The organism is Rhodococcus sp. IEGM 1370, from assembly GCF_033142325.1.
In the GTDB taxonomy this organism is placed as follows: domain Bacteria; phylum Actinomycetota; class Actinomycetes; order Mycobacteriales; family Mycobacteriaceae; genus Rhodococcoides.
The window spans coordinates 261,811-280,862 of the sequence record NZ_JAWLRY010000003.1 but is presented as its reverse complement, the minus strand read 5'-3'; the positions used below and the strand labels follow the sequence as shown (position 1 = coordinate 280,862).

Sequence of the window (19,052 nt, the reverse complement as noted above, 5' to 3'; positions counted from 1 at the left end):
GTCGAAAGAACGACTCAGTGCATCACGCCTTTCCGAAGGCGAGCGCTACGTTGTGCCCACCGAATCCGAACGAGTTGTTGATCGCGTAATCGATCTGTCCGACGCGGGGCTCGCCCTTGACGACGTCGAGATCGATCTGGGGATCTTGATTCTCCAAATTCAGTGTGGGAGGGATGATTCCCTCACGCACTGCCAGCACCGTCAGAACCGATTCGAGAGCGCCGACGGCACCGATCGAGTGGCCGAGAGCGGATTTCGGTGCGTACACGGCTGCATGATTTCCGACGGCCTTGTTGATCGCGAGCGCTTCGGCGGTGTCTCCGATGGGAGTTGCCGTTGCGTGGGCGTTCACGTGGGTGATGTCGGACTTCTGCAGTCCTGCGGTCTCGATCGCACGCTTCATGGCGCGCGCGGCACCCGTGCCCTCCGGGTCGGGAGCCACGAGGTGGAACCCGTCGGAAGTGATTCCGGCACCGAGCAAGCGGGCGTGGATCGTTGCGCCGCGTGCCTTGGCGTGCTCCTCGGTCTCGATGACCATGAGCGCACCCGCTTCACCGAAGACGAAGCCGTCACGATCCTTGTCGAACGGACGTGACGCACCTTTCGGGTTGTCGTTGTTGGTGCTCATCGCCCGCATCATGGAGAAGCTGGCGATCGGAACCGCGTCGATGTAACCCTCGACGCCGCCGGTGACGACCATGTCCGCGTCGCCCATCACGATCATCCGCCACGCGTGTGCGATGGCTTCCGATCCCGAGGAGCAGGCGGAGACGGGAGTGATGACACCGGCCTGTGCTTTGAGCTCGAGTCCGACGACCGCTGCAGGGCCGTTCGGCATGACCATCTGAACGGCGAGCGGAGACACCTTGCGGTAGCCGCCGGCCTTCATCTTGTCGTTGGCGTCGATCAGAGAATCGCCGCCACCGAGGCCGGTACCGATAGACACGCCGAGGCGGAGGGGATCGACGTCGGGAGTCCCGGCGTTCTTCCAGACCTCACGACCGAGAACGGTGGCCAGCTGCTCCACGTAGCTCAGGCGACGAATCTCGACCCGCGAGAGCAGGCTCTGCGGGTTCACCGCGAGGTGGCCGCCGATCCGCACGGGCAGGTCGTACTCGGCGACGAAATCGTCTTCCAGCGTTGCGATTCCGCTGTCGCCGTTCAGCAGACCCTTCCACGTGGCATCGACGTCACCCGCGAGTGACGTGGTCGCAGCGAGGCTGGTGACGACGACACTGGGGAAGCGTCCGTTGGCGGTGGATGGGTTGGTCATGGGCCGTGTCACTCGCTCGCGGAGTCGTCGAGCTTGGCCTTGATAGCTTCTGCGGCTTCGGGGTTCTCCGCTTCGAGCTTCTGGATGTAGTTCACGGCGTCGCCGACGGTGCGCAGACCTGCGAGGTCCTCGTCGGGGATCTTCACGCCGTACTTGTCCTCGGTCTGCACTGCGATCTCGACCATGGAGAGTGAGTCGATGTCGAGGTCGTCCACGAAGGACTTCTCGATGGTCACCTCGGACGGTTCGATGCCCGTGACCTCCTCGATGATCTCTGCAAGTCCGGCGATGAGGTCTTCCTGGCTGGCCACTGTTGTGGCTCCCTTCTCTTCTGTGTAGAACGCCGAAGTCATGTGCTTCGAGACGCGATTGTGCATTTCTGCCACTCGGGGAGTGGAAGTGCGAGCCGCAGTGCTGTGACTGCGAAGTGTGTGGGTCGAGCTAACCGAGCTCAGCCATTGCGGAGATGTCCGCCGGTGTCTTCAGGCCGAGATTGGCGACGCCGCGCAGTTCGCGTTTGGCGATACCGACAAGTGCGCCTGCCGGGGGCAGTTCGACGAGTCCGGTGACCTGCGCGGTACGTAGGTAGGCGTTGCACAGATCCCATCGCACGGGGCGAGTGACCTGGGCAGCGAGCTTGTTCAGGGCGTCGGCACCCGAGGAGACCGGCTGACCGTCCGAGTTGGACAGCAACGTCCGCGTCGGCTCCGACGGGGTGATGGCTGCAGCGGCTGCGGCAACGGTGTCGCCCGCGGACGCCATGTACTTGGTGTGGAATGCGCCTGCGACCGGTAGTGCGCGAACCCGAGCCTTCTCGGGTGCGCTCTCGGCCAACTCGGCGAGCTTGGTGAGCAGCCCTGCTGCGACGATCTGACCTGCAGCGTTGACGTTGGCCGGAGCGAGGTCCAGCTCTTCGAGGCGGGCCAGGACAGCAGCTTCGTCGCCCCCGAGCACGGCGGACATGCCGGTCGGCTCGAGCGCGCAGGCCTTGGCCATTGCTGCGCCACGGACGGCAGCGAGCGATACGGCGTCGTCGGAGGAGATGACGCCGGCGATCGCAGCGGCGGCGAGTTCGCCCACCGAGTGTCCGGCGATGACGGCGTCCTCGGGGAACAGGCCGCGCGACGCGATCTCCTCGAACGCGAGCAACGCCGACGCGACGACCAGAGGCTGGGTCACTGCGGTGTCGGTGATCTCCTCGGCGGTGGCTGTGGTGCCGAGGCGGACGAGGTCGAGACCGGAGGCCTTCGACCACAACGCGAGTCGATCTGCCGCACCCGGCAATTCGAGCCAAGGCAGCAGCATGCCGGGAGTCTGGGAGCCCTGACCGGGCGCAAGCAACGCAATCACAGGGTTAAGAGAACACCGTCGGGTGCCGAATGAGTGATGTCGCGCTCGATGAACTCTCGACAAGCAATTTGTGGGAACCCTACAAATTGCCTCGTGGGGATCCGCTATCGCCGAAGGGTGGTCCGGCGTTACGTGACTACTTCTCCGAATGTGACCTGTGTGACATATGGGGCAGGATGGGGCGGTTCGTGATGCGTTCGAGCCAACCTACCTACCGTTGCCGCAACCCTGAGTACGTACGCGTCGCGCGGATGCGTCGGGTCTCGACCGGTGACCTCGGCGATGCGCTTGAGCCGATACCGGACGGTATTTGGATGAACAAACAGCTGCCGTGCGCAGGTTTCCACCGCTCCGCCACAGTCCAGATAGGCGTCGAGGGTGTCGGCCAGTCCCGAACCTGCCGCGGCCAACGGGACGACCACGTGATCGTTCAACGCCGATATCGCCGCACCGTCGTTGAGCAGTGCGCGTTCGGGCAGTAGCTCGCCCGCATGCACCGGACGAGGCGCACCCCGCCACCCCGCCACGGCCTGCATCCCCGCGAATGCTTCCACCGCGCTCGAGTGCGCCGCACCGAGGGTGCGGGTGGTGGGGCCGATGACGACGGGTCCGTCCGAGAAGTTCTGCAGCATGTCGTCGATGAAGGCGCGATGGGTGGCAGTGTCGTCGAGCTGACCGCTGACCACCATCACCAGCCGCGTTCCCTGCACCACTGCCAGTGCGGCGCGGCCGTGCTTCTGCGCCACGGCGTGCACGGTTCCGACGACCGAGACGCCTCGATCGTCGGGAGGAGTGCCCACCAGCACCGTGGCGGGCGCGGTGGCGTCCCAGTTCAACGTGGCGGCACGCGAGAGCATGTCCGAGCCGGTGTCTCCGCGTACGACAGCGTCGACCACGAGGGCTTCGAGGCGGGTGTCCCAGGCTCCGCGTGATTCGGCTGCGCTGGCGTAGACCGACGCGGCCGCGAAACCCAGCTCGCGCCCGTATCGCAACACGGCCTCGGTCAGGGCCACCAACTGCTGATCGTTGCGGGCCAGTGCCGGGAGCCACTGCTCGAAGAACTCCATCGCCACCCGCACCATGTCCACCGTCTGGCGCAGAGTGAGGCGTCGGGCAAGGTCCTGGGGAATGACCTGGAAGGCGTCCAGCGAGAAGCGAATATCGCTGTTGGGGTTCTTGAGCCATTCGAGGAAGTTGTCGACGGCTGTCTGAATCAACAGCTGGACGCTGGCACGTTGGGCGGCGTCGAGATCACCGAAGAACGGCAACTGCCCCTGCATCGTGGTGACGGCCTCGGTCGAGAGTCGGCCGGAGAACTGTTTGACGCGGCGCAGCAGCGCATCGGGCAGGGGATCGCGTTTCTGGCGGGAGGGTGCCAGTGAGGCGACCGGAAGGTGCACTTCGTTGTCCGACGTCAACGATTCGCGCAACGCCTCACGGTAGGCGTCGCGTCGGGACACATCGCGTGATGACGCGCTGCCCGGTGAGTCGGGTTTCGCATCGGACATAAGGAGAACCTACGCCCGACCCCCGCCCCCATCGCGACGGACATGCTTCGCGACGTGGGACGGGGGTCGGCCGAACAGGGGTGGAACCTACGCCGAACCGGTGTCGGCGTACGACGTCGGAGCTGCGGTGACGTCGTCGATCTTGTACTTCTCCGCGGCCTCGACTGCCTTGGACTTGTCGATCTCACCGGACGCGGCGAGAGCGGACAACGTGGCGACGACGATCGACTCGGCATCGACGTTGAACACCCGTCGGGCGGCCGGACGGGTATCGGAGAATCCGAAGCCGTCGGTGCCGAGGGTGACGTAATCGCCCGGAACCCACTGACGGATCTGGTCCGGAACAGCGCGCATCCAATCCGAGGACGCGATGACCGGGCCGTTGGCGTCGGCCAGTGCCGAGGTGACGAACGGAACGCGCTTGTCGGCACCGGGGTTGCGCAGCGACTCCTTCTCGGCGTCGACGCCGTCGCGGCGCAGCTCGCCCCAGGACGTCACCGACCAGACGGCCGAACGCACGCCCCACTCCTCGAACAGCAGCTCACGGGCCTTGCGGGCCGAGACCATGCCGACGCCCGACGCCAGAAGCTGTGCCTCAGGTCCGTCGCCCTCCTGCGGAGCTGCGAACCGGTAGATGCCCTTGAGCAGACCCTCGACGTCGAGGTTCTCCGGCTCGGCCGGCTGTACGTACGGCTCGTTGTACAGGGTGATGTAGTAGAAGATGTTCTCGCCGCCGAAGCCTTCCACGCCCTCGGTGCCGCCGTACATCCGTCGCAGACCGTCCTTGACGATGTGTGCGATTTCGTACGAGAACGCCGGGTCGTAGGCCACGGCCGCCGGGTTGGTCGACGCCAACAGCAGCGAATGACCATCGGCGTGCTGCAGACCCTCACCGGTCAGAGTCGTGCGACCCGCGGTGGCACCGAGGACGAATCCGCGAGCCATCTGGTCCGCTGCAGCCCACAGACCGTCGCCGGTGCGCTGGAAACCGAACATCGAGTAGAAGATGTACAGCGGGATCATGACCTCGCCGTGCGTGGCGTACGAGGTGCCGACAGCGGTGAACGACGACGTCGAGCCGGCCTCGTTGATGCCCTCGTGCAGGATCTGACCGACCGAGCTCTCCTTGTAGGCGAGCATCAACTCCGAGTCCACCGACGTGTAGAGCTGACCGTTGCGGTTGTAGATCTTGAGCGACGGGAACCACGAGTCCATACCGAAGGTGCGCGCCTCGTCGGGAATGATCGGCACGATTCGGTGGCCGATCTCCTTGTCTCGCAACAGTTCCTTCATGACACGCACGAGCGCCATGGTGGTGGCGACTTCCTGCTTGCCGGAGCCCTTGCGGAGCGTCTTGTACGTGTCGTCGCTCGGCTGCGGCAGCGGCTTGACGTCGACGCGCCGCTCGGGGACGAATCCGCCGAGCTTGCTGCGGCGATCGAGCATGTACTGGATCTCGGGAGCGTCCGCACCGGGGTGGTAGTACGGCGGCATGTAGGGATCCTTCTCGAGCTCCTCGTCGGAGATCGGGATGTGCTGGATGTCGCGGAACGTCTTGAGGTCGTCGAGCGTCAGCTTCTTCATCTGGTGCGTGGCATTACGGCCCTCGAAGTGCTTACCGAGGGTGTAGCCCTTGATGGTGTGCGCCAGGATGACCGTCGGCTGGCCCTTGTGCGCCATCGCCGCCGCGTAGGCAGCGTGCACCTTGCGGTAGTCGTGGCCGCCGCGCTTGAGGTTCCAGATCTCGGCGTCGGACAGATCCGCTACGAGCTCTTTGGTGCGGGGATCGCGGCCGAAGAAGTTGTCGCGGACGTAGCTGCCGTCGTTGGCCTTGTACGTCTGGAAGTCACCGTCGGGGGTGGTGTTCATCAGATTGACGAGCGCGCCGTCGCGGTCCTTGTGCAGCAGCGAGTCCCACTCGCGGCCCCAGACGACCTTGATGACGTTCCAGCCGGCACCGCGGAAGAACGACTCCAGTTCCTGGATGATCTTGCCGTTGCCGCGGACCGGGCCGTCGAGGCGCTGCAGGTTGCAGTTGACGACGAACGTCAGATTGTCGAGGCCTTCGGTGGCGGCCACGTGCGCGAGTCCGCGCGACTCCGGCTCGTCCATCTCGCCGTCGCCGAGGTACGCCCACACGTGCTGATCGGTGGTGTCCTTGATGCCGCGGTCGTTGAGGTAGTGGTTGAAGCGGGCCTGGTAGATCGCGTTCATCGGGCCGAGACCCATCGACACCGTCGGGAACTCCCAGAAATCCTGCATCAGACGCGGGTGCGGGTACGACGGCAGTCCGCCGCCCTCGTTCTCGTGGCTGGCCTCCTGGCGGAAGCCGTCCATGCGCTCGGCCGGGATGCGGCCCTCGAGGAATGCGCGGGCGTAGATGCCGGGGGAGGCGTGACCCTGGATGAAGATGTGGTCGCCGCCGCCCGGGTGGTCCTTACCGCGGAAGAAGTGGTTGAAGCCCACCTCGTACAGCGCAGCCGAGGATGCGTACGTGGAGATGTGTCCGCCGACGCCGACGCCGGGACGCTGCGCGCGGTGCACCATGATCGCGGCGTTCCAGCGGATCCAGGCGCGGTAGCGGCGTTCCATGGACTCGTCGCCGGGGAACCACGGCTCGTTCTCGGTGGGAATGGTGTTGACGTAATCCGTCGACGTCAGCGACGGCAACGCGACGCGGCGTTCGCCGGCGCGCTCGAGCAACCTGAGCATCAGGTAGCGAGCGCGGTTGGGGCCGGACCTCTCCAACAAGCCGTCGAACGATTCGATCCATTCGTTGGTCTCGTCGTTGTCGATATCGGGCAGGTACGACGCGACACCCTCACGGATGACGCGGACCCGGCCGTCCGAGCCCTTCTTGCCTGCAGACGATGTGTTCTGCCGTTCGCCGCTGTTCACTTCGGACAACGTGTGCACTCCTCAATGTGGCGGACGCTCGGTGTGGCGCCCGGTCCCGGTAGTCCCGCCCCTGTGACGGCGGTCTACTTTCCTCGTTCTCGTGATTCCTCCCCAATCCTGCCGCATCTCGTCGGTTCTGGTAGTACAGAGGTCCGATACCCACCAGTAGAAATTTATGTACGCAATTTCGGCGCGGTCAGCTTGCGCGAACGGCTTCGACACTGTTCGCTTTGACTACTGCACCCACAATTCAAGGAGGTCACCACCGTGGTCGCCGCGGCGGACGCTCAGAACTACGCTCAGAAACTTGGCATCACTCGCGACATGGTCGTACAGGAGCTGGGCTGGGACGAGGACACCGACGATGATCTGCGCGCCGACGTAGAAGATGCGATCGGTGGCGAGACCCTCGACGAGGATTCCGACGAGGTGATCGACGTTGTACTGCTGTGGTGGCGCGACGGAGACGGTGACCTGGTCGATGCGCTCATGGATGCGATCGGTCCGCTCTCGGACGATGGCATCGTGTGGGTCCTCAGCCCCAAGACCGGCATGTCCGGTCATGTCGAACCCAGTGAGATTGCCGAGTCCGCCCCGACCGCAGGATTGACGCAGACCTCTGCGGCAAACCTCGGTGACTGGATCGGAAGTCGATTGGTTCAGCCCAAGACCCCTGCCACCAAGCGGTAGGCCGATGCTCGATACAGGAAGACGGTTCTAGATGCCGATCGAGGTTGGCGCAGTTGCGCCCGACTTCACCCTCAAAGACCAGAACAACCAACTGGTCACGTTGTCGTCGTACAGGAACGTGAAAAACGTTCTGCTCGTGTTCTATCCACTGGCCTTCACCGGCACGTGCCAGGGCGAGCTGTGCAGAGTGCGCGACGAGCTACCGACCTTCGAGAACGACGAGACTGCGATCCTGGCAATCTCGGTGGGTCCGCCTCCGACCCACAAGATCTGGGCTGCAGAACAGGGTTACACCTTTCCGCTGCTGTCGGACTTCTGGCCGCACGGTGAGGTTGCTCAGGCGTACGGCGTGTTCAACGACAGCGCCGGATTCGCCAATCGTGGAACGTTCGTCGTCGACAAATCCGGAATCATCAGGTTCGCCGAAATGAACGGACCCGGCGAGGCTCGCGACAGTTCTTCGTGGGCCGAGGCTCTCGCACAGGTGAGCTGACCTGCGGAATTGTAGTTAGAGATCAGACACGATAAATTTCTCCAAGCGTTCCGGTGGCCCGGGGTTGTCCCCAGGCCACCGGTACTCGGGCGTATAGCTCAGCGGTAGAGCTCTGGTTTTACACACCAGCGGTCGGGGGTTCGAACCCCTCTGCGCCCACCAGGGAAGTGACGTTCGAACCCTTGACCGTCGAGGTAATCCTCAATCCAAGGTCATCCTCTCCTCGTTCGACCGCGCGGCTCGCATCTGCCGACGATGTTCTTATCGCCTCGATTAAGTCCGTTGCATCCGCCTCGGTGTGCACAACCTCAAATTCATCGACGTTGAGGTTGATTCGTTCAAACCACGCTTGGTTGTAGTCACGTCGGATTGGGCCGGACGCAGCTTCGTACGCCGCACCGCACCGACTCAGCAAGGAAGTCGCAGCCAATTGCCGCATTCATGCCCACGGCTGACCGATCGAAGACCGCGAGGTGAGCCTTCAAGCTGGTCAAGCAGTGTCGAGAGGGCTGATTGCCTATCGAGCGATATCGCTCGGGATCGAACCATCCACTGCTGTCAACTGCTATCTCGGTCCACTTCAGGCGCTCGTGCTTGACAGCATTGACGCGCGCTGTAAGCCTGCGACATTCCGATTCCCCCCCCCCCCGCGGGCCGAGCGTGACCGCAACTAAAACGCGGTCGCCGACCTGGTAGCGGAACGGGTCGAGAAATCGAAGGGCAGAATCTCGGCGAGACGGATCCTGCCGATCGCCCGCAAAGTCGGATACAACGGGTCGGACCGCAACTTCCGCCGCCTGGTAGCCGAAGCCGATGCCGAGGCCGATGCCCCGAAAGTGTGGTGGGCGATCGACATTCAATTCGATTCCACGGCCGATGGGAAGGCGATCAAGATTGCGTCGGTGATCATACGAGACTGTCGGTGCTCAACATCGTGGAAAGGTCTATCACCGCGCAGCGGTCATTGAGGAGTTGGAAAAAGGGGTTAGCGTTGTGGGGCGAGCCTCTAAGGTGTTGCGGATGGACAACGGGCCGGTTTTCATTTCCTCTGTGCTGCAACAGTCTTGCCGAGACAGGATCGGAATTTCTTAGATTCCGCCGGGCACACTTGGAACAACGGACACACTGAATAGTTCAACAACCGGCTTCGGAAGGAATGCCTCAACCGAAACCACTCAGGCCACTCGAAGCGACAGCGGGGATCAAAGACTTCAGGGACGGCCACAACAACCGATATCGGCACTGATACTCGGGTTACTGGACGGACGCCGAGTACGCTGCACAACGCAATTGCACGTACGAGACCGTGGTTGCGAGTTCGACCGACACCAATCACACCGTGGCTCTAAACCGCGGTGGTCCGACTGCCGGGGACCCGCCACCCGCACCAGTAACCGGGCAACGGACATAGTCTTCAGGGTGACGCCGGTGCCGATCGACGCCGCTGCGCAATCCAAGTTCATGCACAGAGCACGTCGCATTTCTGGAGCGAATGCCACGATAGGACACCGACCTCGCCCAGTCACCCGGTCGCACGAATCACCGCTGCCGTCGAAACTCGGCCTAGGTGTAGTTCCGGGCTGAGGCCCCCTTTCCCACTCTAACTTCCAGGCGTCACCCCACCGGTACCGTGATCACGCGTCCGTTTCGATACAGGACGACGTCGGAGTTCGGCGCGGCGGAGATCGTGATGCACCGTCAGCGAAACCAGTTGAGCACGTTCGGAATCGGGAGGTCCGGCACCTTCGGTAGTTTGTTGTCCAAGTTCTGCAGTACGAGGGGTATCCCCAAATCCACGCCCACCTTGACGAATGCGGCGGCAACTTCCTCCACAACCACTCCCGGATTTTCGTAGCCGAACTGGACTGTTTCGTTGAAGTTGCCCCAGTCGGTTTCGGCGGCCTGCTCGAAGACGTACTTCCACGTCGTCAGATTCGCTGCAATTGCGACTGTCAGTGGTGTGTTTACCGAGCCCAGCATCTGAGCCAAAACATCCACCGATGCAGAGAGGGTACCGACCAGGTCTCCGTTCATGATTGCGTCGACAACCTGAATGGTCTCAAGCACCAACGCCGTTCTGTCGCCTTCGATCCCCAGCTTGCTGATCAAACCGATGATCCGGTCGGGTGCCGTGGCCGGGTCGAGGAACCACGCCTGCAGATCGCCGACGAAAGCGTTGACATCGCCGGCGTATTCTGAGTCGATGTAATCGATCAGCTGGTCTTGTCTGGACCCATTCTTCGCATGCTTCGGTGTAGTCCCCGCACCGTTCGGTACCGACGGACGATCGAAGTTCGCCCAATTCCACGGGTCCTGGTGCGGCTTCGGTTCGAGAGACCGTTCGTATCGGGCGAGCATGGCTGCGTACGAAGCGAAATCAGGTGCGAGTTCGGATTGGCCCACCACCCTGACGAATTCGCGAGCGCGCGTGATGTTGGTGGGCTGGTTGAGCAAAAGCGAAGTGGCCATGGACAACTCGGTACCGAAGCCGGAGGAGAAGACGAGGACGCGGCCCTGACCGTCGTCGACCCAGGGGATAGAGGTGGTGTTGACTACGTGCATAATGCGGGTCACCGTAGAGCGTCCGCCATGACCGTCGTCGACGACGACGGTGACCGTGTCGACGTAGGACTCCGAGAACGTGTTGCCGGCGGCGTAGAGACCTTTCACGGTGGCTGGCTTGGGTGTGTATACGAGCTTTCCGTCGACGAGCGTTGCGGTACCGCCGTTCGCGGTGGATACCGAGACGATCTCGACGGCGTCACCGTCGTCGTCGAAGGTGTCGACATCCAACACGGCGGTGTCGACGAAGTTTCCTGTTGCACCGTCGGCCAACTGGATCGTTGCGCTGGGACTGGCGTTGTAAAACGGCACGTCCACCGTAATCGGAGTGTCGACTGTACCGCCGTGCCCGTCGCCGGCTCGAAGGACGATCTGGATCTGGTGGGCAGTGCGATGCGCCTGAACTAGATCGGGAACGTAGCTGACGGTGTAGGTTCCGTCCTCGTTGTTGTTCAGGTAAACCTCTCCGTACTGCGGTAGCCCGGAGATACCGACGGTGACCCGGTCGTTGTCGGCATCGCTCACCGTCACCGTCCAGGTGCCGCCGCCGATGTCGTTCTGCTGGCCGACGGTGCTCACCGCGGGTGCCGCATTGTCGACATCGATGAACCGGTACTCCACGTTCGCCGCCAGAAGCGCTGTTCCGCCGCGTCCGTCGGACACCTCGACGATGAAGGCATCGCGGACGAAGCCGTCGTGAAAGATTGCCGGGTCGGTGGGGGTGTAGGTAACCGTGTTGCCGGCACCGATGGTCACGGCACCGCGTTCGGCCTGCTGGTAGACGCCGTAGGTCAGCATATCTCCGTCGACATCGATCACGTCGGGCACATAGGTTGCGGTGCGCGTGTCCTGGGTTTTTGGCTGAAGGACCAGTTCGCCTGCTGGAGCATGGTTCTCGGGCAGGGAAATACCGCGGAGTGGGATGGCAGGGAGTCCGTCGCCGGGAGACACCGAGACCGGTGTTCTGTCCAGATAGCCCCGGACAATCGATCCCAACACGACAGCAGAGCCGTCGGCCGCTCGCGGCGCTTGGACTGAGAGCAACACCGGGCTTCCCGGAACCGCTGCGTACGTGCCGGATTCACCGGGTCGAAGCACCTCGAAGGTCAACGACTGCCCACCGGCGGTTGAACGGGTGACCGCAATGTCGTCGACCCCTTCGTTGTGAATCATCACGTGGTCGTCGTCGAGCACCGAGTAGGTGACGCCGGCAGCCTCGGGATCGGCGAATTCGGTAGCGTTGACGACTGCGCCGTCACGGGCGTCGGCGAATCGATCGTCGGGATCCTCTGCCGCGTAGTCGGGAATTACGCTGCCCTGCAACGGGATGAGTGCGTTTCGGTCCTCGGTCGCGGGGATGACCATCACGGTTGGCCCGGCCTCGGAGTCGATGGTGACGATCCGCCCGATCGTCTGGCCGGCCCCTTCTCGGCGTTCGGCCTGAACCCAGTACACCGCAACACCGGACTCGGCGGCGATGGTGTGGCTACGACCGGGCGCAACGACGACGAGCCCCTGGCTCGACGAGTTGGGGTAGAACACACTGATGATCGCGATGTCGACATCGCTGTCGTTGTGAACGGCGACGATGCCCGTCCCGTCGTCTGGAACGCTGTAGGTGACACCGGGCGGCGGATCGGCACCAACAACGGCCGAGTACCAATCCGGGTCGCCTGGATCTACGAAGCGATCGTCCGGGTCTGCTCCGGCTCCGGCCATGGCTGTGCCGATGGAACCGGTGTCGCCGGGCCCCTCAGCGCGTCGAACCGACATCGTTGTGGCCCCTACTGTTCCGACCACCAGTGCGGTCTCGACAGGAGTAGGAGCGGAGGTACCGCTGAAAGCAGAATCGGGTGCGGGCCCGATGGTGGTCGGGATACTGGAAACATCCTCGAGCGGCGTCGATGTACTGTCTTCCGTCGACTCGACGAACCACGGCGATTCGGGAGTCTCGGCTCCCGTCGCCTCGTCGGATCCAGCGTCGGAGTCCGTTGTGTCATCGTTGTTCTCGTGCGTGTCGTCTTCGTAAATGCGAAGAGCATGCCGACCGGACGTCGCTCCGGGGTCGTTCTCTCGGGTGTCGGTCTCTCGCGTGTGCGACGGCGGGAGTGGTGACTGCAGTGAGTCGATGGGCTCGGTTGTGGCCACCGGTGGCACATCGGCCTGCGCCACCTCGTCGGTGGGTGTCGGCGGCGGGTTCGAGTTATGAACTACTGGGTCTTTGTCGGCCCCGGTTGCTGCCTGCTCGTCGATTGACGTGGGCTCGTCGATTGCCGTCGGCTCGGTGGTTGTGGTTGGCGCGATGTCGCCGGTCGATTCGGGGGAAGGCGCCGATGCTTCCTGCTCCAGTTCTGGTTGCACTTCCGCTGTGGTGGACTCGGGAACGTCGGCGGCGGCTACACCCGGTGCGCCCAATGCCCAGGTGATCGCTGAGAGCCCCACGGCAGCCGCGTAGCGGCGAGTCTTACCAACACGGACCATCGAATGCTTCGACACGAGACCACCCCTTTGCTTGACGGGGTGATCTCAACACGAGACGAGTCCGCCGAGCGAACCCAGAGCGGGGTATCCATCCAATTTCATTCGATCGCAGTAACGGCTACATCAGCGACGCGAGGCGGACATGTCGTCCGAATGGAGGATCGGAACTCGATGCCTAGACCCGTACTGTCTCGTGATGGTCTGGATGTTTCGCTGAAAGGTACTGCGTGCGCAAACCGGTGTTCTTCCTGGTGGTGTGGGTATGCGTCATTTCGAGTCTCACGGTCTCGTGTGCGCAGATTCGCGGCCTCGTGAATGGGGACGAGACCGTCTCGAGTAACGCGATTGTCGACGGCAACGGCTTCGCCGTCGTAGTCGACGGATTCACCGTCAGCGCTCCTGCAGGGGTTGCCGCCGAAGGATCGGAGGTGGTTGTTACCAGCCACACCAGCGATCGTTTCCAGGACACAGGTCAGTTCGCCGGTCGCGTCGGAAGTGCCATCGAGGTCGTCTTGAACGACGGCGAGCAGCCTGCTCAGCCGATCAGCGTAGCGGTATCGCTCACCGAAGATTCGGTGCCCGAGAATTTTGCTCCGCTTGCCGTCACCGACGGTCTTGATGGTCAGGTCGAGATTGTCGCTACGACCTATGATCCAGCATCGAAAGTGCTGTTCGCCAAAATGAATCACCTGTCATTTCTGCAATTCCTGCACGTTGATTTCGGCAAGATCAGTTCGTTCATGGGGGACTCGACCAAGCAATTCTTCGGCTTCGGATCGGCTGACGCACCGGACTGTGTCGGCAGACCGGTGGAAGTCGGTGGTCGAACCATCACCGCAAGCCGCACCAAGAATCTGAGCGGCGACGAGAAGAGCGCGGCGTGGCCGTGCCTCGCGGTCACCGACGGCAAGCTCGAGCTCTCACTCGAATCCAACAGCAATCTTTCGTGGCTGACCTACTCCAGACCCGAGACGGCACCTGCGTACTCCTCGGGTTCAGGGTCGGCAGACACCGGCGCGCAGGCCATCTACCGGCAGCTCTCCTCCGGCAAGGAAAGAACGGCGGGTTTTCTGACGCCCGGTGGGACGGTGCGGCATACATTCCCGATAGGAACTGTTCCCGAACTCGCGGGATTGCGCAGCAGTGCGGCGCTCGGACTCACTGCAACTTTCTTGTACATGCTCGACTCGGTGGCCACGCTGTTCGGAGTGAAGTCCGGTATCGCGTCCGGTGCCGGTGGGTACGACTGCATCAGAAGTGCTGTGGATACGGCAGACACAAGCTCGAAGTCCCCCGGTGAGTCCGCAGGGTCGATGCTGAAAACCGAACTGGACTGTTTGAGTGCGGTCGCAACCGGTCCACTCGGATTCTTCCTCGGCGTGCTGGGCGGTGGACTGGGCATCATCGTCAGCAGCATCACTGGCATCTATACCGAGCTATCCGGCAATGCAAAGCAATTGATCGATTTCGAGGTAGAGGGATCCGCGCCCGCACCGGCCGTGGGCGAGCAGCACTTCCAAAGCCCCAGCCGCAACGTTCGCTGCCAGATGGGTGATTCGATAGCGGGGACGTGGGGTGCCGATGGCATCGGAGTCCCGGCAGTGGGATGTATAGCGATCGAATACAACGGTCCTGGTGTGGGGGTGACCTGCGAAACCGCAACATTGAACCCCTGGCAAGGCGCGGCCGCACTTGGGGTCGACGGCGCCCCTGGACGTACTCTCTGCACTGGCGGACAACCCTTCTCCAAGTCACCGTCCGAGGACTTCCCTGTTCTCCAGTACGGCGAATCCGCGGAATGGGGACGCTTCAGCTGCACAACCGACTACGTCGTCGGGGTAATCTGCCAAGACTCGACGACCGGAAACGGCTTCTCCGTCTCGCGCGACAACGTGGCAATCACCGGCCAGGACGCAACCCGGTACGCCACATCCGGTGGAAACGACAGTCCGATGGATGCAGAGCTCGGTCTGTTCAGTAACACCTTCGCGGTGCGCGGAATCGAGCTGACCCTGATTCCGGACGGCACAGGCACGCTGTATCGCAACAGTGGGGCCACCGACATCGCCACCTGGCCGATCGTCTGGGAACACACCGGAACGGCCCGAGCAACGATTGTGCTCGGCAGCCCCAACCTCTCTTCCAACCAACCGAGCGCGGTGAACGCCGACTTCCAAGCCGGTGCGACTTACAATGTCGTGATCCAGGACAGCCCGCGCGTGATGGTCATTGAAGGACCCGTCGCGGGCAGTGGCCGCGACCTTCCTCCGCTGTGCCCGCAAGACGATCGAAGCGCCTGCGGAGAGTGACCGGTAAGCCGAGCACGCCTCTGTCGGTCGAACAAATGATTCTTCTTCGCAACATGCGCCTGTCTGAACGTGCAACTGACGATCGTGGAGAGCGAACGTAGAGTCAACTGTCTTGACAGCAGAAAGGTGGTAGACAGCGTTGCCATCCACCGCGATTTTCATCGACTTAGAGAACATAGTTCAGCCCGCGCAGATGCCAGAGAAGGCTCGTGCCGGCGACAGCCGACTCCGAAGTGTGTCGAGAGCAACGGCTGAGGGGATTTGTGATTTCGCGGAAGGCGCAGTAGCGATAAGGCGCGCGTACGCCTACTCCAATCTCGAAAGATCGAACAGAGCGCTCGTCGATGCCGGATTCAGATTCGTTCCAGTCTCGGGTTCTGGAACTTCAAAGAATGCATCGGATATTTTTATGGCGACGGATGCAATGGAAGTGTTGTACACAAAACCGGAGATATCCAGATTTGTACTCGTGACGGGCGATTCTGACTTTTCCCCTGTTTTGGTGAAGCTCGTCGAACACGGTAAGTCGGTCATCCTGATCGGTCGCAGCACGACTCGGCAAAGCATGCGGGCGAACGCGACCGATTTCATCGATATCCAACAATTGGCAACCACAGACAGAAGCGCGCCTGTGGTTGTCGCGGCATCGCAGGTGCCGGTTCAAGAGCGTGTGACTCCAGATCTTGTGGCGCAATCGGATGAAGCGCCGGATCGGGATGTCGACCTGCGTAGCGAGCTGGCCAGTGATCTCCTGGTACGTGCCTTCAATCTTGCAGTTCCGCCCGGAAGGGGCTCAGGGGAGGGGGACATAAGGACCCGGTCAGGTGACCTCATCTTCAAAATCTACAAAGATTTGGCCGATATCGAGGGCTATCGCGTGCAGTTCAAGTTGTCGGAAATAGTTGCTCTTTGCGGAGATGTGTTCCAGCAAAACGCTGGAGAAATTTCTGCTACTTCTTTGCATTCGCTGTTTCGCCAATCTGACAATCCACTGTTAAGTGACCTACAGCAAAAGCAGATTGCAACTGCCGTTCGTGGTTTCGCAAACGGCGGCGATGCGCGTGTGAATCTATCGGAAGTCCAGCCGGCTGTGACTCCTTACATCGGATCCAGGATCTGCAGGCAGTACCACCTCTGGGACCTATGGAATCTGGCTGCCTATCTCGACCTGTACGTCGACACGGTCGAAGTTTTGAGGCCGACATCGACGAGAGCCTGGGGCATCACGAACATCGACGGTGTCCGAAGCCGAGTAGGTTGACCCGGGGGCCCGAACGCATACGTGCCGCGGGCGTGAGCTCAACTTTTTGCACGCACTCACTTAAGTCGGCATGCCCGCATGGCCCACGGGAACTTATTGCCGATTCCCGGTGTCGGTGCCGTCGAGGACCTGAGAGTAATTGTCTTCGACGACGACAGTGACGATGGTTCCGGCGTGCGGGAGGCGCGGTGAGAAGTCCAATCACACTGCAGCGCAGCGTTGGTGGAGAACAGTTGCCGATGATCTGACCGTCGAGCAAGCCCAAGCAAGCCTCGACCGGTTACGCAGTCTGTGCGGCGACACCAGGATGCGACCCACGAAGGACGGGAGGGAAAACCTTTGAGGGCCGACAAGAACACAGGTGACCGGATGCCCGCACCGAACACAGCAGAGGCGGCAAGTCTCTATCAACGCTGGGTGGGCATCTCAAGGCCCTCAAGCGCCACGACGCCGCCAAGGCGCTGCCCTCGGTCCTCGACCAAGCAGCAGCCGAGCAACTATCGATGACCGCGGCATTGGATCGGTTGCTCCCGATCGAAGTCGAGGCTACCGAGGCACGCCGGTTGACCGGCAGGCTGTGATTCACGTGTCTGCGGACACCGGTGTCGCCTGAGGACTTGGACTTCGACTACGACGCAGCAGCCGGTGTCGATCGCAAGCTCGTCGACGAGCTCGCGACCTGCCGATACTTGCAGACGGCGACAAATGTGCTGCTCATCGGCCCTCCCGGGGTCGGCAAGACGCATCTGTCGGTTTGGGCTCGTGAGGGCGGCTGCGAATGCCGGGTATCGAACATATTTCACTACCGTCTGCTGAGCGGCAACGTGTCGGCGCTCGGTTACGAGCTGCGCCCAGGCGTGACGACTCACAGGCTGCGGCCGGCGACGTGCAATGGAACGTGTGTCGCAGCCGCTGTGGTGCCGATGTCGTTGGCGGGCATCGCATTTTTCACCCGCATCGTCGAGAACTCCATGCGCTCGGTTCCGACGTCGGTGGTCGACGTCGCCCGAGCGTCGGGTGGATCCACGCTGCAAGTCACCACCACACCGTTGTCCGAGGCTGTGCCGTCGATCATCGGTGGACTGACCATCAACGTCATCGCCATGATCGAGTACTCGGCCATCGCGGGCACCATCGGTGCAGGCGGAATCGGTTATGTCGCAGTCACATACGGGTACCAACGATTCGATCACACCGTCATGATCGCGACGATCGTGATCCTGATTCTCACCGTCGCCGCCGTCCAGCTCGTCGGCGATGCGCTCGTTCGCTACACCACACCTCATCAACGCGCTGTGCGCACTGTCTGAACCACATTCGAAGGGTCCATCCACCATGACAACGTCCACCGAAGCACACGGCTTCGAGCTGAAGAACCGTCGAAAAGCTCTCTGGATCATCGCGGCCGTCGTACTGCTGATCGCCCTCGCCGTCATTGTCCGCATCGCGTTCTTCGGCGACACGGCATCGGCGAACGAGACAGAGGGCGCAACCCTCGTGGTCGCCACGGCCGAAGGCAATGCATCCGAGCAGGCCCTGGTCGAATTCGTCGCAGATCAGGTTGCTCCCAAGTACGGCATCACAGTCGCATTCCGCGGACTCGCGGACAGCAACACCATCAACCGGGCCGTCAGCGAAGGGGAAGTAGCGGCGACCGTCTACCAACACAAGCTGTGGCTCGGCCAGGTGCTCGAATCCAACCCGGACTTCCAGGAGGAAGCCGCCACCCCGGTGTTCCGATGGGGCTTCGGCTTGTGGTCCGACAAGTACTCAGACCCGGCCCAATTGCCGGACGGCGCAACGGTGTCGCTCTACTCCGACCCGGCCAACGAAGCCCAGGGCCTGTGGGTGCTCGAGCGAGCGGGGCTGATCACGCTCGACCCCGCTGTCGACAAGTCGACGGCCACGCAGAAGGACATCGTCGGTAACCCGAAGAACCTAAAATTCACTCTTCTGGATTTCGCCGCGCAGTCGCGGGCGCTCCCGGATCTCGATGCAGCTGTGGGCTACACCGAGTTCTACCTCGCCGCAGGCATCCCCGTCGAGAAGCAGATCTTCGCTCCGCCGGCACCGGACGAGTTCGCCGGCCAGCTCACGATCGGGAGCCGCTGGGCGGATACGGACAACATCAAGAATCTCGTCGCAGCGTTCAAGGACCCTGCGGTGCAGGAATTCCTGGCTACCGATCCGCGGGTGAAGGACATCCTGCTACCCCTGCAGTAGCTGC

General features: G+C 62.4%; 12 protein-coding genes, 1 tRNA gene and 2 pseudogenes. 9 read left to right on the top strand and 6 right to left on the bottom strand.

Features of this window, described 5'->3' with window-relative positions; all coding sequences use genetic code 11:
* Window positions 1-22: 22 nt before the first annotated feature.
* From R4P47_RS07670 to aceE, 5 genes are all read right to left on the bottom strand, one after another.
* Window positions 23-1,273 (bottom strand): KasA/KasB family beta-ketoacyl-ACP synthase, encoded by a 1,251-nt coding sequence (locus R4P47_RS07670; RefSeq protein WP_068052249.1) that lies wholly within the window; start codon window positions 1,271-1,273, stop codon window positions 23-25.
* An 8-nt stretch (window positions 1,274-1,281) separates the two neighbouring features.
* Window positions 1,282-1,626, bottom strand: a complete 345-nt coding sequence (gene acpM / locus R4P47_RS07665; protein WP_045199610.1) for a meromycolate extension acyl carrier protein AcpM — start codon at window positions 1,624-1,626, stop codon at window positions 1,282-1,284.
* Window positions 1,627-1,714: 88 nt separating this feature from the next.
* Window positions 1,715-2,623, bottom strand: coding sequence for an ACP S-malonyltransferase (locus tag R4P47_RS07660; protein WP_149406177.1), 909 nt, complete (start codon window positions 2,621-2,623; stop codon window positions 1,715-1,717).
* Window positions 2,624-2,751: 128 nt separating this feature from the next.
* A complete protein-coding gene (locus R4P47_RS07655) occupies window positions 2,752-4,131 on the bottom strand; it encodes a PucR family transcriptional regulator (protein WP_231893914.1) in 1,380 nt (459 codons plus the stop codon).
* A gap of 87 nt (window positions 4,132-4,218) precedes the next feature.
* Window positions 4,219-7,038 carry a pyruvate dehydrogenase (acetyl-transferring), homodimeric type gene (aceE, locus tag R4P47_RS07650; RefSeq protein ID WP_149406176.1) on the bottom strand — a complete coding sequence of 940 codons (2,820 nt, stop codon included), beginning with the start codon at window positions 7,036-7,038 and terminating at the stop codon, window positions 4,219-4,221.
* A gap of 258 nt (window positions 7,039-7,296) precedes the next feature.
* Between aceE and R4P47_RS07645 the strand changes: the two genes are divergently transcribed.
* The 4 genes and pseudogenes from R4P47_RS07645 to R4P47_RS07630 all read left to right on the top strand — a co-directional run.
* On the top strand, window positions 7,297-7,719 hold the full coding sequence (locus tag R4P47_RS07645; protein WP_032379129.1) for a DUF3052 domain-containing protein: 423 nt from the start codon (window positions 7,297-7,299) through the stop codon (window positions 7,717-7,719).
* Between the two features lie 31 nt (window positions 7,720-7,750).
* Window positions 7,751-8,212 (top strand): peroxiredoxin, encoded by a 462-nt coding sequence (locus R4P47_RS07640; protein WP_094640166.1) that lies wholly within the window; start codon window positions 7,751-7,753, stop codon window positions 8,210-8,212.
* A gap of 87 nt (window positions 8,213-8,299) precedes the next feature.
* Window positions 8,300-8,374 (top strand) — tRNA-Val (locus R4P47_RS07635).
* Between the two features lie 482 nt (window positions 8,375-8,856).
* Window positions 8,857-9,054, top strand: a pseudogene (locus R4P47_RS07630) (IS21 family transposase); the annotation flags it as partial.
* Between the two features lie 856 nt (window positions 9,055-9,910).
* Here R4P47_RS07630 and R4P47_RS07625 read toward each other — a convergent pair.
* A complete protein-coding gene (locus R4P47_RS07625) occupies window positions 9,911-13,270 on the bottom strand; it encodes an Ig-like domain-containing protein (protein WP_317784415.1) in 3,360 nt (1,119 codons plus the stop codon).
* Between the two features lie 212 nt (window positions 13,271-13,482).
* Between R4P47_RS07625 and R4P47_RS07620 the strand changes: the two genes are divergently transcribed.
* From R4P47_RS07620 to R4P47_RS07600, 5 genes and pseudogenes are all read left to right on the top strand, one after another.
* Window positions 13,483-15,564 carry a hypothetical protein gene (locus tag R4P47_RS07620; RefSeq protein WP_149406174.1) on the top strand — a complete coding sequence of 694 codons (2,082 nt, stop codon included), beginning with the start codon at window positions 13,483-13,485 and terminating at the stop codon, window positions 15,562-15,564.
* Window positions 15,565-15,703: 139 nt separating this feature from the next.
* The gene (locus R4P47_RS07615) at window positions 15,704-16,825 is read left to right on the top strand and encodes an NYN domain-containing protein (RefSeq protein WP_149406173.1); all 1,122 of its coding nucleotides are present in this window, start codon (window positions 15,704-15,706) and stop codon (window positions 16,823-16,825) included.
* 190 nt (window positions 16,826-17,015) lie between these two features.
* A pseudogene (locus R4P47_RS07610) lies at window positions 17,016-17,165 on the top strand (IS21 family transposase); the annotation flags it as partial.
* 262 nt (window positions 17,166-17,427) lie between these two features.
* A complete protein-coding gene (locus tag R4P47_RS07605; RefSeq protein ID WP_262498376.1) occupies window positions 17,428-18,135 on the top strand; it encodes an ATP-binding protein in 708 nt (235 codons plus the stop codon).
* A 25-nt stretch (window positions 18,136-18,160) separates the two neighbouring features.
* The gene (locus R4P47_RS07600) at window positions 18,161-19,048 is read left to right on the top strand and encodes a MetQ/NlpA family ABC transporter substrate-binding protein (protein ID WP_149406172.1); all 888 of its coding nucleotides are present in this window, start codon (window positions 18,161-18,163) and stop codon (window positions 19,046-19,048) included.
* Window positions 19,049-19,052 lie beyond the last annotated feature (4 nt).

What these genes read in the sequence shown, in the direction of transcription:
- acpM (WP_045199610.1), bottom strand. Translation starts at nt 1,626, where the DNA reads ATGACTTCGGCGTTCTACACAGAAGAGAAGGGAGCCACAACAGTGGCC.
- R4P47_RS07655 (WP_231893914.1), bottom strand. Translation starts at nt 4,131, where the DNA reads ATGTCCGATGCGAAACCCGACTCACCGGGCAGCGCGTCATCACGCGAT.
- R4P47_RS07600 (WP_149406172.1), top strand. Translation starts at nt 18,161, where the DNA reads ATGACAACGTCCACCGAAGCACACGGCTTCGAGCTGAAGAACCGTCGA.
- R4P47_RS07670 (WP_068052249.1), bottom strand. Translation starts at nt 1,273, where the DNA reads ATGACCAACCCATCCACCGCCAACGGACGCTTCCCCAGTGTCGTCGTC.
- R4P47_RS07640 (WP_094640166.1), top strand. Translation starts at nt 7,751, where the DNA reads ATGCCGATCGAGGTTGGCGCAGTTGCGCCCGACTTCACCCTCAAAGAC.